Annotated in this window: 15 protein-coding genes and 1 pseudogene; 12 read left to right on the top strand and 4 right to left on the bottom strand. The window is 60.5% G+C overall.

Annotated features, from left to right (window positions below; all coding sequences use genetic code 11):
* Positions 1-118, bottom strand: a pseudogene (locus FEZ63_RS20470) (IS6 family transposase); the annotation flags it as partial.
* A gap of 113 nt (positions 119-231) precedes the next feature.
* Here FEZ63_RS20470 and FEZ63_RS20465 point away from each other — a divergent pair.
* Positions 232-885 (top strand): tyrosine-type recombinase/integrase, encoded by a 654-nt coding sequence (locus FEZ63_RS20465; RefSeq protein ID WP_150947966.1) that lies wholly within the window; start codon positions 232-234, stop codon positions 883-885.
* Between the two features lie 423 nt (positions 886-1,308).
* Here the strand turns inward: FEZ63_RS20465 and FEZ63_RS26300 are convergent, their stop codons facing one another.
* A complete protein-coding gene (locus tag FEZ63_RS26300) occupies positions 1,309-1,488 on the bottom strand; it encodes a DUF2950 family protein (protein WP_150947963.1) in 180 nt (59 codons plus the stop codon).
* Between FEZ63_RS26300 and FEZ63_RS20455 the strand changes: the two genes are divergently transcribed.
* Both FEZ63_RS20455 and FEZ63_RS20450 read left to right on the top strand, forming a co-directional pair.
* A complete protein-coding gene (locus FEZ63_RS20455) occupies positions 1,411-2,040 on the top strand; it encodes a LysR substrate-binding domain-containing protein (protein WP_201274232.1) in 630 nt (209 codons plus the stop codon). The genes FEZ63_RS26300 and FEZ63_RS20455 overlap by 78 nt on opposite strands.
* 480 nt (positions 2,041-2,520) lie before the next feature.
* Positions 2,521-3,567 (top strand): dipeptidase, encoded by a 1,047-nt coding sequence (locus FEZ63_RS20450; RefSeq protein ID WP_244622911.1) that lies wholly within the window; start codon positions 2,521-2,523, stop codon positions 3,565-3,567.
* 1 nt (position 3,568) lies between these two features.
* On the opposite strand, the gene FEZ63_RS20445 is transcribed toward FEZ63_RS20450, so the two are convergent.
* Positions 3,569-4,315: a helix-turn-helix domain-containing protein gene (locus FEZ63_RS20445; RefSeq protein WP_150947959.1), complete on the bottom strand. Its 747-nt coding sequence runs from the start codon at positions 4,313-4,315 to the stop codon at positions 3,569-3,571.
* 127 nt (positions 4,316-4,442) lie between these two features.
* Between FEZ63_RS20445 and FEZ63_RS20440 the strand changes: the two genes are divergently transcribed.
* The 7 genes from FEZ63_RS20440 to FEZ63_RS20410 are packed head-to-tail and all read left to right on the top strand — an operon-like array spanning position 4,443 to position 11,694.
* Positions 4,443-5,975 carry an ABC transporter substrate-binding protein gene (locus tag FEZ63_RS20440; protein ID WP_150947957.1) on the top strand — a complete coding sequence of 511 codons (1,533 nt, stop codon included), beginning with the start codon at positions 4,443-4,445 and terminating at the stop codon, positions 5,973-5,975.
* A gap of 36 nt (positions 5,976-6,011) precedes the next feature.
* Positions 6,012-6,944 carry an ABC transporter permease gene (locus tag FEZ63_RS20435; protein ID WP_150947955.1) on the top strand — a complete coding sequence of 311 codons (933 nt, stop codon included), beginning with the start codon at positions 6,012-6,014 and terminating at the stop codon, positions 6,942-6,944.
* The gene (locus tag FEZ63_RS20430) at positions 6,928-7,812 is read left to right on the top strand and encodes an ABC transporter permease (RefSeq protein WP_150947954.1); all 885 of its coding nucleotides are present in this window, start codon (positions 6,928-6,930) and stop codon (positions 7,810-7,812) included. The genes FEZ63_RS20435 and FEZ63_RS20430 overlap by 17 nt, the downstream gene beginning before the upstream one ends.
* A 17-nt stretch (positions 7,813-7,829) precedes the next feature.
* Positions 7,830-8,831: an ABC transporter ATP-binding protein gene (locus FEZ63_RS20425; RefSeq protein ID WP_150947952.1), complete on the top strand. Its 1,002-nt coding sequence runs from the start codon at positions 7,830-7,832 to the stop codon at positions 8,829-8,831.
* Positions 8,828-9,703 (top strand): ATP-binding cassette domain-containing protein, encoded by an 876-nt coding sequence (locus tag FEZ63_RS20420; RefSeq protein WP_150947949.1) that lies wholly within the window; start codon positions 8,828-8,830, stop codon positions 9,701-9,703. Before FEZ63_RS20425 ends, FEZ63_RS20420 begins: the two co-directional genes overlap by 4 nt.
* Positions 9,704-9,716: 13 nt before the next feature.
* Entirely contained in the window at positions 9,717-10,670 is a 954-nt protein-coding gene (lhpI, locus tag FEZ63_RS20415) for a bifunctional Delta(1)-pyrroline-2-carboxylate/Delta(1)-piperideine-2-carboxylate reductase (RefSeq protein ID WP_150947948.1), read from the top strand.
* 49 nt (positions 10,671-10,719) lie between these two features.
* Entirely contained in the window at positions 10,720-11,694 is a 975-nt protein-coding gene (locus FEZ63_RS20410) for a dipeptidase (protein WP_150947945.1), read from the top strand.
* A gap of 76 nt (positions 11,695-11,770) precedes the next feature.
* Here the strand turns inward: FEZ63_RS20410 and FEZ63_RS20405 are convergent, their stop codons facing one another.
* A complete protein-coding gene (locus FEZ63_RS20405) occupies positions 11,771-12,439 on the bottom strand; it encodes an isochorismatase family protein (RefSeq protein ID WP_150947943.1) in 669 nt (222 codons plus the stop codon).
* A gap of 145 nt (positions 12,440-12,584) precedes the next feature.
* Here FEZ63_RS20405 and FEZ63_RS20400 point away from each other — a divergent pair, with 145 nt between their 5' ends.
* Both FEZ63_RS20400 and FEZ63_RS20395 read left to right on the top strand, forming a co-directional pair.
* Positions 12,585-13,103 carry a MarR family winged helix-turn-helix transcriptional regulator gene (locus FEZ63_RS20400; RefSeq protein ID WP_150947940.1) on the top strand — a complete coding sequence of 173 codons (519 nt, stop codon included), beginning with the start codon at positions 12,585-12,587 and terminating at the stop codon, positions 13,101-13,103.
* Positions 13,104-13,260: 157 nt separating this feature from the next.
* On the top strand, positions 13,261-14,332 hold a 1,072-nt coding region (locus FEZ63_RS20395; RefSeq protein WP_162419803.1), incomplete at its 3' end, for an NAD(P)/FAD-dependent oxidoreductase.

Below are 14,332 nucleotides of genomic sequence, written 5' to 3'. Positions count from 1 at the left end.
CGGAGATGCCTCGTTCAGCCATCATCTCCTCCAGATTTCGGAGGCTGAGATTGTAGGCCAAATACCATCGCACGCAGAGCAGGATTATCGAACGATCAAAATGTCTGCCCTTGAACACCGCGTCCTCCACAACTGGGTCACCGGACAGGGTAGCTGGAACTTTGAAACAAAGGGTTTGCGACGGGACCGATCGCCAAGCGCCGCATCGCATCCGAGCAGGTTGCTGACCTCGTGACGGAATTCCTCGCATGCCACGTTGCCCAGAATCGGACGGCAGCCGAGACGACGCGCATCCTGCACCGCGAGGTCCTGCCTTATTGGGGTTCTTGGACAGTTGGTGAGGTCCGCAAGCGCGACATCATTGCCTTGCTCGACAGGGTCCGCGAGCGCGGCTCACTCATCATGGCCAATCGCGTCCTGGCCGCTGTGCGGAAGTTCTTCAACTGGTGCATCGGTCGAGGCATCCTTGAGGCGTCGCCGTGCGCAGGCATTTCCGCTCCTGCTCGTGAACAAGCCCGTCATCGAACTCTAAGTGATGACGAGCTCTCGAACGTTCTCGCTGCCGCGCGAACGATGGGCTTCCCCTTCGGCTCGATCGTCGAGATCCTGGCACATACAGGTCAACGCCGGGACGAGGCCGGACGCATGACATGGGCGAACGTCGACGTAGAGGGTGCCCTATGGGTAATTCCAGGTGAGCATGCGAAGAATGGGAAGCCGCATGCCGTCCACCTCAGTGGCGCGGTTCTCGCCATTTTAAGCCGCGCACCTCGCCACCAAAAGCTGATCCTCAGCACCGATGGAAAAAGAAAATTTCAGGGGTACTCGAAGGCTAAGGCGCGGCTTGATCAATTTGTCGGGCGTCAGCGACTGGACACTGCATGATCTACGCCGCACCGTCGTGTCGGGCATGGCGCGTCTTGGTATCGCCCCGCATGTGGCAGACAAGATCCTAAATCATCAGAGTGGCACGATCTCAGGCGTTGCTGCTGTCTACCAGCGGCATGCGTTTATGATCGAGCGTAAGGAGGCGCTTCAGCACTGGAGCAGTCATATCACTACTCTGACTCTTCGAAAGAGCCCGGTGTGAGCCAGACGGCTTTCAGGACACATCTTCGCAAACCTGCTTGAGCCGCCGACTTTTTGACAAGCGTGGACCGTCGATTTCGTTGGTTGTGGCGCCCTGAAATCACCGAGCATTGCGCGGAGCGATCCTGTCCGGATACGTGTCTCTGCAGAATGGTTTTCGAACAAAAAAGGAGGCTGCTAGGCCTTTGCGCTGGGTAGGGCGGAGAACGAGGCGCACCCCTATTCGACCAGCGTCCAAGTACTGTCTGGATCGTAGCGGAGCAAACGGTTCCCTATCTCGGCGGTATCCGGACCGAGATTCTTCTCCAGGACGACCCCGCTGTGCCCGCAGATGAACGTCATCACGCCCGTCTTACCCCACTCGGCCGGCAGGGCCACGAGACCGAACCCGGCGATCATGTTGTGCGCCGCAAGGTCTTCGAGAGAGAGGCGGAATTTGGGCTCTCCGGCATGACCGAGCCCGTTGCCGAGGTCGAGGCGTCGCCGTTCTTCAGCGATCCAATCGGAGTATTCTGCCGTGCCGACCACCCGCTGGCAGCAGTCGAGAGGCCGCTGTGCTGGGCCGACCTGTCCGGTCGCGAAATCCTCAACATGGGCCACGAGACCCAGATTAAGTCAGTGGCCGAATACGCGCCCGACGTTGCAATCCGACTGTCGTCCACGGCGTACAAGGTTCGCAACACCCATACACTGATCGCCCTCCTCCAGCGGGGCGGCACAATCGCCGCATTGCCACGGCTGTCCCTTCCCGCCGGAACCCACGACGATTGGGTGTTTAGATCCCTGACAGAGCCGGCTATCGATCGCGAAATCTTTCTCTGCCGGCACCGTAGGACCACCCTGACCGCATCTGCCCGCGCTCTTATTGCGGCCATTCGCGACAGCGCCGAAATCGCGGGCGCGACGCTGATCGAAAAATGCGAGCCGACGGAAGGATGCATCGCGGAATAAAAGTATGATCCTTCAACGCGGGTATCAGTTTGGCCAACAATCGGAATTTGCGTTTCGAGGAAGCCCCATCGCGTGTTACTTGCGTCCGGCACTTCCGGCGGCCACCCGTTCTCGCCGCGACAACGCACAGGCCCATGACGGCGAAAATGCTGCCGGTGCCGGGGGCCGCTTACCAGCATTCCGAATAACGCCGGAACGACGAACTGGCCAAGACGAGGTCGCGACCGTGAAATGGCCCAACACCCTGTCAATCCGGGCAATGTGTTGCAGCACCGCATCAGCCCCTCAGACCACTGCACAGCGATCGGCCAGATATGTCTTTCGTCCAACCCACCTTTTAGCCGCTCACCATTCGGCCGAAATTGACTGTCGGTCTCACCAAACTCGAGGCGGAGCGGCCGAACTGTTCTTGTTGAATAGGAAAATTATTTTCGTATAGGCTATGATCGCGAAGGTGTTCACCAGGCGCGGAACGCGCAGATGATCCGCAAGGCCAGCCATCACGAAGGTGCCTCGATGTCGATAGACCCGACGAAGCTCCACCGCGACTCCATTGTCATCGACGCGGTTTGCCCGCTGTTGTTTACGCCCGGATACCTGGATCTTTATCGCCGCGGCGGAGCGACGATGGTGGCTCCTACCGTCGGAGGATTTTCCGGGGGCGCGGCGGAGACGCTCCGGACCATCGGGCGCTGGCTCAAGCTTGTGCGCGAGAGCGACGATCTGCTGCTCATCAAGCAGGCTGCCGATGTCGAGGGGGCGAAGGCGGAAGGGAAGCTCGGAATTCTCCTGCATTTCCAGGGCACCGAACCGATCGAGGACGATATCGACCTCGTCGATGCCTATAAGGAGCTCGGCGTCGGCATCATTCAGCTGAGCTACAACGTGAAGAACCGTTTCGGCGATGGCTGCGAGGAGCGAACGGACGCGGGGCTGAGCCGCCTCGGCCTCAAGCTGATTGAGCGGCTTAACCAGTCGCGCGTCATCGTCGATTGTTCGCACACAGGCTATCGGACGACCATGGATGCCATCGAAGCCTCGAACGCACCCGTCGTTTTTTCCCACGCAAATCCGCGCGCCGTCTATGCGTCTCCCCGCAATATCGTCGATGAGCAGATCAAAGCCGTCGCGGCCACCGGTGGCCTGACCGGCATCGTCGGCTATCCAGCCTTCGTGTCAGCGTCGGTGCGGCCGACTCTCGATGCGTTTATCGATCACATCGACTACGTAGTGCAACTCGTCGGCATAGACCACGTGGCGCTTGGGATTGATTATTTCGAGGGCATGGACCCGCTGATGCCTTTGGAGGCTGCGAGGCAGCAATACGACAGCTTCATCGCGTCCGGGGCCTGGAGTGCAGCGAGCTATCCACCTCCGCCCTACCATTACCCCGAAGGTATCGAGACGCCCGACGGTCTTCCGAACCTGACGGCGGGTCTGGCGCGTCGGGGATACGGCGAGGCCGACATTCGCAAAATTCTCGGCGAGAACTGGCTGCGGGTTTATCGAGCGGTGTGGGGCGCGTAGTTCAAACCACGTTTCGTCGTCGCGTGAAAACATGCCCCCCCGGACTTGCGGGCCGGCGCTCAAACTCTGTGACGAGCAGGGGCCCTGCTTCGGCGTCCCCTTGCTTGCGAACGGCATCCTGAGCCTCGTCTGCCGGCGACAGGGTGACACGGGAACAGACCCACAGGATGACAGCGTCCTGATCGCCGACCGACAGGCATGCATGACCCATGGTGCTGTCGAAATAGCAGCTGTCGCCTTTTTGAAGGCGCAGGGGTTCGTAGATGTCGGTGTGGAGCTCAACGACGCCCGACATGACGTAGATGAATTCCTCGCCCTCGTGACTGATGTAGTTTGGAAATTCCTGGATCGAATGCGCGGAGAGCGTTGTGAGCAAGGGAATGAATTGCTTGCTCGACAGATCGGCGCACAGCATCTCGTAGTCATATTGCGCAGATCTCAGTTTTGCGCCGTGTCCCGCCCGTGTCACGCTGCGGCGGCCAAACATCATGCGGTTCGGCTTGGGGCTGAAAAGCTCCGCCACATCCACGTGCAACCCGTCCGCCAACCTAAGGACGTTTTCGTAAGTGGGCGAAATATGGTTCTGCTCGACCTTGGAAATTGTCGAAGCGGCAAGCTCGCACCGCTTGCCCAATTGCTGTAGGGTAAGGCCGCGCTCGAGGCGCAGCTGCTTGATGCGGCTGCCGAAGCCCGTGTCGCGACGCACACGCTTGGGTTCGATCAGTGCCGGCTTAGTCGAAACTTTCATCAAGCTGCTCAATTTTTCATATACGACAATTTATTGACCAAAGCGTAGTTTACTTGCCATAGTCTGGTCAAACAAGAGCTCGTCGCCCTTTGTCCGAGGGCGCGAATAGTAACAGGGGAACAGGCCAATGAGAAAGTCTACCACTCAAGCTCCGGCGCTTCTCGCCGCAATCCTTCTCGGCGCATCCGCGGCAAGCGGCCCGGCCTTTGCGGGTAAGGCGGATGACACGCTCAACGCTGCATTCAGCGCCGAGGTAACGACGCTCGACCCGTATAAGGAATCAGGCCGCGAGGGTCTGGTCATGGCGCGCCTGATCTACGATGCCCTTCTCTACAAGGATATGAAGACCGGTGAATTCAGGCCGGAACTCGCCGAATCCTATAAGGTTGTCGACGACAAGACGATCGACTTCAAGCTGCGCCAGAACGTCAAGTTCCACAATGGGCAGCCGATGACTGCCGACGACGTTGTCTACACTCTCAATCTTGTCTCTTCCAAAGAATACAATGCGCGCTACCAGATCGCAGTTGAATGGATTGATCGTGCCGAGAAGCTCGGCGAATTCGACGTCCGCCTGCACATGAAAAAACCCAACCCGCTCGCCCTGGAGATGTTGGCCGGCAATCTCCCGATCTACCCCAAGGCGTATTATGAATCCGTCGGCTCGCAGGGCATGAGCGTGAAGCCGGTCGGCGCCGGCCCCTACAAGCTGGTCGAGTTGACGCCCGGCACGCGGTATGTGCTGGAGCGCTTCGAGGATTATTATGCCGGCAGCCCCAAGGGAGCCGCCAAGATCAAGCGCATGGTCACGCGTGTTCTGCCCGAGGCGAATACGCAATATGCGGAGCTCGTCAATGGACAGCTCGATTGGATCTGGCGCGTGCCGCCCGACGACGCCCGTAATCTCGCGCGTCAAGCGAAGGTTGCGGTCAGCAATGCGCAGATCATGCGGTTTGCCTATATCTCTATCAACCCCAACTACCAGGATGGCAAATCCCCGCTTGCGGATGTGCGCGTGCGTCAGGCGATCAACATGGCGGTGGATAAGCCCGGCATCGTCAAGGCGTTGATCGGCGGTGCCTCGCAGGCCATTGCCTCGGCCTGCAACCCGATCCAGTTCGGGTGTGAGACCGACGTGAAGGCCTATCCCTTCGATACCGCCAAGGCGAAAGCGCTTCTCGCCGAGGCGGGGCATCCGGATGGTATCAAGCTCGATCTCGTCTTCACCTCCCTGCCGCGCATTCAAGCGGAGGCGATTGCCAACAATCTTGGCAAGGCGGGCATTCAGGTCACGCTGAACGAGCAGCAATATGCACCGGGCATCAGCGCCTGGCGCGAAGGCCGTGCGCCGTTGCTCCTCACCAATTGGGGCTCCTATGGCGTTGGCGACGTGGGATTGAGCGTCGGGCAGTTCTTCAGCGGGACGGGCGACGATCTTGCCAAGGACAAGGATGTCATTCCCCTGTTGCAGTCCGCCAACGCGTCGATGGATCGCGCCAAGCGGAAAGACGATTACAGCAAGGCCCTCAAACTCATCGCCGATAAGGCCTACTGGGTGCCGCTGTGGACCTACAACGTCATCACGGCACACAGCAAAGACCTCGACGTCACGCAAAACGCCGATGAGTTCGTCGAATTCTACCGCGCGAACTGGAAGTAAGGCCAAAGATGCACCGGCACGGGGAACTCTGATCCGATGTTGCGCTTTATCCTGCGCCGCTCCGGCTCTGCGCTGATCCTGATGGTCGTGGTGTCCTTCGTCGCCTTCATGCTCATCTTCGCGGCCGGAGACCCGGCCGTGAAGTTGGCGGGCGAAGCAGGATCTTCCGCCGATGCGGCGCGTATCCGCGCGCTTTACGGTTTCGATAAACCGATACCAGTGCAATTCTTTCACTGGATAGCCGCCGCTGTGCGCGGCAATTTCGGGCACAGCCTCTATTTCGACCAACCTGTCGCCTCGATCCTGTTTGACCGACTTGGCGTCACATTGCTCCTTGGTCTCACGTCTTTCATATTTGCGCTGGTGCTGGCCTTTCCGCTCGGCATCGCGGCGGCGCGGTGGCAGAATACCTGGATCGATCGCACCGCACTCGTCATCGCCGTCGTCGGCCAAGCAATGCCGACCTTCTGGTTCGCACTGCTGCTCGTTATTCTTTTTAGCGTCACCTTCCCGATCCTGCCCACATCGGGGTCCGAGACCTGGCAGCATTTCGTGATGCCTTCTATCGTCCTCGGCTATTTCGCAGCTCCCGCTATCATGCGGCTCACCCGCTCGGGCATGATCACTGCGCTCGAAACCGACTACATCCGCACCGCGCGCGCAATGGGAATTGCGCCGCGCAACGTTCTTCTCAAATATGCGCTGCGCAATGCGCTCATCCCGGTAGTCAGCGTCTCGGCCGCCCAGCTTGGTTATATGCTTGCCGGATCCGTCGTGGTCGAGAGCGTCTTTGCCATCAACGGGGCCGGTCGGCTTGCTTGGGAGTCGATTTTACGAAGCGACCTCCCGACAGTGCAGGCTCTGGTTCTGTGCTTTTCTCTCGTCTACGTAATTCTCACCTTCCTGGCCGACATCCTGAACGCCTGGCTCGATCCGCGAATGAGGCTCGCCGATGCGCGCACAGACTGAAACCATCGCGGGCGAGCGCCAAACGCGGCATTTGCCGCGTTGGATGCGCCATACGGGCCTCACGGCGGGGGCAGTCATTCTTGTGATCATTGTGCTCATGGGGGTTTTCGCACCACTTCTTGCACCCCAGGATCCCTACGAGCAGAATCTTCTCGCGCGCATCGTACCGCCAGTTTGGTACGAAGGCGGGTCATGGGAGCATCCGCTCGGCACCGATCATCTCGGTCGCGACTATCTCGCGAGACTGCTCTATGGAGCCCGCGTGTCGGTCTTCATCGGCGTCACGGTTGCCTTCGTCTCTGGAATCATCGGCACTGTGCTGGGCGTCACGGCAGGCTATTTCGGTGGCAAGACCGACGTCGTCATTTCCTTCCTGATCACAGCAAGACTTGCCCTGCCGGTTATCCTCGTGGCGCTCGCCATCGTGGCTCTGTTCGGCTCCTCGCTGACGGTTGTCGTGAGCGTCCTCGGTCTCCTGTTGTGGGATCGCTTCGCACTCGTGATGCGCGCCACCACTCAGCAGATCCGCGACGCGGATTTCGTCATGGCGGCGAAGGTACAGGGCGCGTCCACCCTGCAGATCATCGTTCAAGAAATCCTGCCGAACGTGGCGACCAACCTGACGGTTGTCGCCACCCTTGAGATCGCCCAGGCCATCGTGCTGGAAGCCGCCCTGTCATTCCTCGGACTCGGCGTGCCTCCGCCCCTGCCATCGTGGGGGTTGATGCTGGCTGAAGGCAAATCATTCATCCTGTTCGATCCCTGGCTCATCACCATTCCGGGCGTTCTGCTGTTCGGCCTCGTGCTGGCGATCAATCTTGTTGGCGACGGGCTGCGTGACGTCACAGCGCCAGATTCCCGGAACTGAACCAGTGAGGGGAAACCGTGCTTCTTGACGTTCAACAACTCAGTGTCGACATCCCGACGGCCCAAGGCGTGCTGCATGCAGTGCAAGGCATCAGCTTCTCCGTCGACAATGGTGAGACGCTCTGCATCGTGGGTGAGTCCGGCTGCGGAAAGTCGCTCACCGCCCTTGCGCTCATGAATCTTCTGCCGCGTCGTGCAATCCGCACCGCCGGCAGGCTCGCTTTCTCGGGAACAGAGCTCCAGGCGCTCTCGGCCGCCGCCATGAACAAGCTCCGCGGGGAGAACATGGCGATGATCTTCCAGGAACCGATGACGTCGCTCAATCCGGTCTTCACGATCGGCGACCAGATGACCGACGTGCTGCGCCAGCATCGCCGGGTTTCGCAGCGGGAAGCTCGCGAACGGGCGATATACTTGCTGACCCGCGTCGGCATCGGCAAGGCGGAGACGCGCCTCGGCCAATATCCGCATCAATTGTCGGGCGGCCTGCGCCAGCGCGTAATGATCGCCATGGCGCTGATGTGCGATCCCAAGCTGATCATCGCCGACGAGCCGACGACCGCGCTGGACGTGACCGTTCAGGCCGAACTTCTGCGCCTGCTGTTGTCTCTGCAGGAAGAGTTCGGAATGGGTCTCCTGCTCATAACCCATGATCTCGGCATCGTCTCCCGGATGGCCGACAACGTAGCGGTGATGTATGCCGGTCAGATTGTCGAATCCGGCCCAGTGATCTCGATCTTCGAGAACCCGCTTCATCCCTACACGCAAGGGCTGATGGCGTGTCTTCCGACGCCGGAGCGGAAGCGCATGCAGCATCTGCGCGCTATCCCGGGGACGGTGCCCGCGCTGGTCGGTCAGCTGTCGGGGTGTCGCTTTCGCGGCCGCTGCCCGTATGCGCAGCCGATATGTGCAGAAGACGTAGCGTTGCGTCCTTACGCCCACGACCACGCTTATCGCTGCGTGCTGCCGCCCGACATATCGCTTGCGAATGCGGCGGTGACCCTGGAGACGAATCCATGAGCGGAGATGGCGGCAGGCCGGTTGTGCTCGAGCTGCGCGATGTTTCGCGGATATTCCGGATGTCGCGGGGGCCGTTCCGGCGCGACACGATCACTGCCGTGGATCATGTGTCGCTTCGCGTTCGACAGAGCGACGTGCTTGGCATCGTGGGCGAGTCGGGCTCCGGCAAGACCACCTTGTCCAAGATGATGCTGGGGCTGCTGGCTCCGACATCCGGCGATGTCCTGCTCGATGGCAAGCCTCTTTCGGATTTTTCCCGGCGGGTTCTCGCGCGGCGCATTCAGTTCGTCTTTCAGGATCCCTATTCGTCGCTCAATCCGCGCCGTTCGATCGGGTCGATCATCGCGCAGCCGCTCTACATCCACGGCATCGGCACGCGAATGGAGCGGGAAAAGCGGGCCCGCGAATTGCTCGACGTAGTCGGGCTGCCGGCGCGCGTCTTCGACAATGCGCCGGGGCAATTGTCCGGTGGTCAACGTCAGCGCGTCGTCATTGCCCGCGCGCTTGCGCTGAACCCGAAAATTCTGGTCTGCGACGAACCGACATCGGCGCTGGACGTGTCGGTTCAGGCGCAGATTCTCAATCTTCTGCTCGATCTCCGCACCGAGTTTGATCTCACCTACGTGATGGTCAGTCATAACCTCAACGTGATCGAGCATATGACGACCGAAGTCGCGGTGATGTATCTGGGTCGAATCGTCGAGCTGGCGGAAGCCGGCAGTATCTTCCGGGAAGCGGCGCATCCCTACACCAAGATCCTGTTGCGGTCGGCTATGACGATCGCTCCGGGAGGCGGCATTCCCGATGTCCATTTTGACCGCAACGATCCCGCGTACAAGCGTCCCGCTACCCCTCCTCTCTCACTCCTCTGAGGTTCTTTCCGTCGTGATCACCCTGAACGCCGCCGAAACCCGTGCCGTCCTGGACCTTCCTTCTACCGTCGCGGCGCTGCGTGCGATGTTTCTTGACGGCTGTGAGGCGCCGCTCCGCCACCATCACGCCATCGACGGAAAGAACGGGCCTGCGGGAACCATGCTGTTGATGCCGGCCTGGGTACCGGACCGCTATCTCGGCGTGAAACTTGTCAACGTCTTTCCTGGCAACGGTGCGCGCAACCTTCCCGCCGTGCAAGGGGTCTATGTTCTGTTCTCCGGTGGAACCGGGGAGGTGCTTGCAACGATTGAGGGCAATGAGCTGACCGCGCGCCGCACGGTCGCCGCGTCGGCGCTGGCGTCTTCCTATCTCGCCCGGCCCGATGCCGAGACGCTTCTTGTCGTCGGCACCGGTCGCCTTGCGCGCCTTATGACGGACGCTCATGCGGTTGTTCGGCCTATTCGTCGTGTCATGCTGTGGGGCAGGGAACCCGCCAAGGCGGCGGCCGTCGTCGATGAACTCGGCGGCAGCGGTTTCGACGTCACCGTCGCGACGGACCTGCGGGCTGCCGCGGCAAGCGCGGACATCATCAGTTGCGTGACCCTTAGCCGAGAGCCGCTGATCGAGGGTGCCTGGCTGAGACCGGGTACTCATCTCGATCTCGTCGGCGGGTTTACGCCGCAGATGCGCGAATCCGATGACGAAGCAGTGCGGCGTTCCAGTATTTTCATCGATACGCCCGGCGCGATTGCGGAAGCAGGCGACCTCGTCATTCCGCTGGCGAGCGGCGTGCTGAGCAAGGCCGATATCCGCGCCGATCTCTCGGCATTGGTGCGGGGTGACCACCCAGGACGCACGTCGGCTGACGAAATTACATTCTTCAAATCCGTCGGTGCTTCGCAGGAAGATCTGGCTGCGGCCATTCTCGTCTACGAGCGCTCGCAGCCCCACGCGGCGGTCGCATGACCCACTTCCCGAACGTCGCCTCGTTTCTGGCTATTCCGGAGCAAACATAATGTCGTCTCTCCATCAGAACGCCGTCATTTTCGATGGTCTCGTCATTTCCAATTTCACGCGACAGGTCCTGGAAGACATGCATTCCGGCGGCATCACTGCCGCGAACTGCACTTGCAGCATCTGGGAGGGCTTCGAGCCGACGATGCGCAATGTGGCGCGGTGGATGCGGTCATTCGAGGAAAATTCCGACATCATCCTGCAGGTGCACAGTACCGCCGATATTCTCAAGGCGAAGGCGGAGGGCAAGGTCGGTATCGTGCTGGGCTGGCAGAATACCAGCGGCTACGGCGACGTGCTTGACTACGTCCCGCTTTTTGCCCGGCTTGGCGTGCGCGTTGTCCAGCTCACCTACAACACCGCAAATTCCGTGGGCTCGGGCTGCTATGAATCCGCCGACCGTGGCCTGACGGATTATGGCCGCGACCTTGTCGCCGCCATGAATGCCGCCGGTGTTCTGGTCGATCTCAGCCATGTTGCGCGCGATACGGCGCGGGACGCCATCGCCGCATCCACCAAGCCGGTTTCCTACACGCATTGCGCGCCAGCCGGCTTGAAGACGCATCCGCGCAATAAATCCGATGAGGAACTGAAGTTAATCGCCGACAAGGGCGGCTTTGTCGGAGTCACGATGTTTCCGGCATTTCTCGCGCGCGGAAAGGGATCTACCGTCGATGACTATATCGAGGCGGTGGAATACACCATCAACCTCATCGGCGAGGAACAGGTCGGTCTCGGAACCGACCTGACACAGGAGCAGCCGCCGGAATTCTTCACCTGGATCAACCGGGACAAGGGCGACGGGCGCAAGCTCGTCGATTTCGGCGAGGCACTCGAACTCGGCGGTTTCCGACGCTCGAGTGAATTTCCCAGCATCACGGCGGCAATGGAACGGCGGGGCTGGAAGGCGGATCGCATCGAGCGGGTTCTCGGCCAGAACTGGCTGCGGGTTCTGCGCGAGGTCTGGGGCGCATGATCTGAACAACGCCTTTCGGCGAGTTGGCCGGGTGGACCCGGCCAACCGAAAGTCGGTTGGAGCGCACAGCTCGCAATCAAAGCCCGCGCAAATAGTCCAGTGTTGTGTCGAGGGATTCGACATCACCGAACTTGGCGTTGATATCGAAAAGGTTCCATTCCACCACGCCTGGAACCCGATCGCCGACTGCCTCACGGACGACGATTGTCCGGAAACCCTCGGCACTTGCATCCTCGGCGGTGTGACGTACGCACCCTGCCATCGTTACACCGGTGAGAATAACGGTATCGACCCCGTGCGCGCGCAGAAAGCTGCCGAGATTCGTCCCGTGGAAGGCGCTGGCGCGCTTCTTCACGATCACCTGTTCGTTCGGCAGCGGTGCGACGCGCTTGTCGATTTCCACCGCTTCCGTGCCAAGTTTGAGAGCCTCCGCCGGGATCTTGTGGTGCCACAAGCCCATATCGCTGTTGGGACCCTCAGTGACGGCGAACGCCGTGCTCGTGAAAACGACGGGGATTCCCTTCGCGCGTCCCACTTCATTCAGGTTCTGAACCGCCGGAATGATGGTCTCCATGTCATCGCAGGTGAAGGGATAACCCTCGCGCCTCCAGGCATTAGCGAGATCGATATGAATAAGCGCAGGCTTCTTGCCGAAGCCGATGCGGCGCATGAAGCCGCGATTGGCGTAAATTTCCGAATCCGCGGCAAAGATGACATCGAGGGCAGCTCTTAGTTCAGGTTTCATCACCGGATCGCTCCAATCGGGTTGATCTGAAATTTGATCGGGGGTCAGGGACCGCCCTGTTCGTCGGCAAAGGAATGTCCTAGAACGTTCCAGGTGAAACTATAACGTACTTGGTTCCATATGAAACTAGATTTTGAGGGGTCGCATGTCTGATCGACCCGTACGTCGCAAGCCCGGACAACCGACGGCGAGCCAGGCCAACAGCCTGGTAGGGGCGGTTCTGACGCTCGATGTGATCCGTTTTGGCTATCGCATCGGCTACTTGGCGCAGCTCTTCACGGGGCCTCTCTACCGTGAGTTGAGCGAACGCCACGACATCGGCCGGCAGGAGTGGGTCGTCCTGTTTTGCAGCGCCTATTTTGAGAAGCTCACCGCGCAGGAGATCGGCCAGATGAGCGGTCGCGCGAAGGCGAATGTCAGCCGTGCGGTGAACAAGCTCGTTCGCATGGGGCTGCTGAAGCGTGAGCCGAACCTCGCTGATGCGCGCAGCACGCAGATCAGTCTCACGCGGAAGGGGCGCGCTGTGTTCGACCAGACATTGAAGCCGTTCGTGGAACGAGAGGCGGAGATGTTGAGCGTGCTGACGGTGGATGAGGTCAGCCAGTTGGACATTCTGCTTGCGAAGCTCACCAACCGAGCGGATCGCTGGGACGCACCCTACTGAGCAATCCCACGCGAACAGGATGGCTTTTGGAGAAGGGCAGTCCCTCTACGGGACGGCTTCCCACCATACTCGATCTCGTCACTGCTTTATTTTATTGGAAGTATCCTGCAACACCGCAGTAACATCAGCGGCGAATTCCTAAATCCGGATGGTCACGTTGTCTCCAACTCGCGCGAAGCATGTCATTGTCGTCGGCGCCGGCATTGTCGGAGTCAATTGTGCGCTGGCGCTGCAGGCGCGAAACTTCAAAGTCACCATCGTCGACGAGCGGCCGCCGGGCACCGCCACGTCGTTCGGGAACGCCGGTTGCTTCGCGATTTCGGCAGTGGCGCCGGTTTCCATGCCGGGGCTGGTCTGGTCAGTCCCGAAGATGCTGATGGACCCGCTCGGTCCGCTTTCGATCCGCTGGAAAAATCTTCCCACGCTTGCGCCATGGCTATGGCATTTCTGGCGCGCCGGCACTGCAAAGCGCGTCGAGGCGATCGCGCACGAGCTTTCAACCTTGCTCGCCACTGCCTCGCAGGATTACGAGCCCGTCCTGAACGCGGCCGGCCTGACGCATCTGATCCGCCGAAATGGCGCGCTCTACGTCTATGAAACCGAGAAGGGCTTTGCCGATGCGGCCTTCGAATGGGACCTGAAGTTCCGCAATGGCGTGGTCGCCGAACATGTTGACGGCGCCGCCATCCGCGCGCTCGAACCGGCGCTCGCGCGCGGTTTTTCCAACGGCTACTTTGTCCCGGGATACTCCCACACCGTCGATCCGGGCCAGCTCGCGTCCGGGCTTGCCGATCATTTCCAGCGAGTTGGCGGCGAGATCCGGCGCGCCCGCGTCGAGGGTTTCGTTTTCGCCGATTCCAGTCCCCGTGCGCTTCGTTTGGACGATGGCACAGAACTCGGCTTCGACCAGGTGGTGATTGCCGCCGGTGCGTGGTCGAAATCGCTTTGCAAACAGCTCGGGCACAACGTGCCGCTGGACACGGAACGCGGCTACAACACAACGCTTCCGGAGCCCGGGGTGGAGCTCTCGCGCCCCGTTTGCATAGCAGAGCGCGGCTTCTTCATGACTCCCATGGCAATGGGGCTTCGGATCGGCGGTGCCGTCGAGCTCGCTGGTCTCGACGCGGAGCCGAACTTTGCGAGAGCCAAGGCCCTCCTCGCGAACGGCGCCAAGGCCCTGCCCGGCCTTAATACCGGGGGCGGGCGGGAATGGATGGGCTTTCGGCCTT

Source organism: Microvirga brassicacearum, assembly GCF_008757455.1.
GTDB classification, from domain to species: domain Bacteria; phylum Pseudomonadota; class Alphaproteobacteria; order Rhizobiales; family Beijerinckiaceae; genus Microvirga; species Microvirga brassicacearum.
This window is presented reverse-complemented; position numbering and strand designations above follow the sequence as displayed.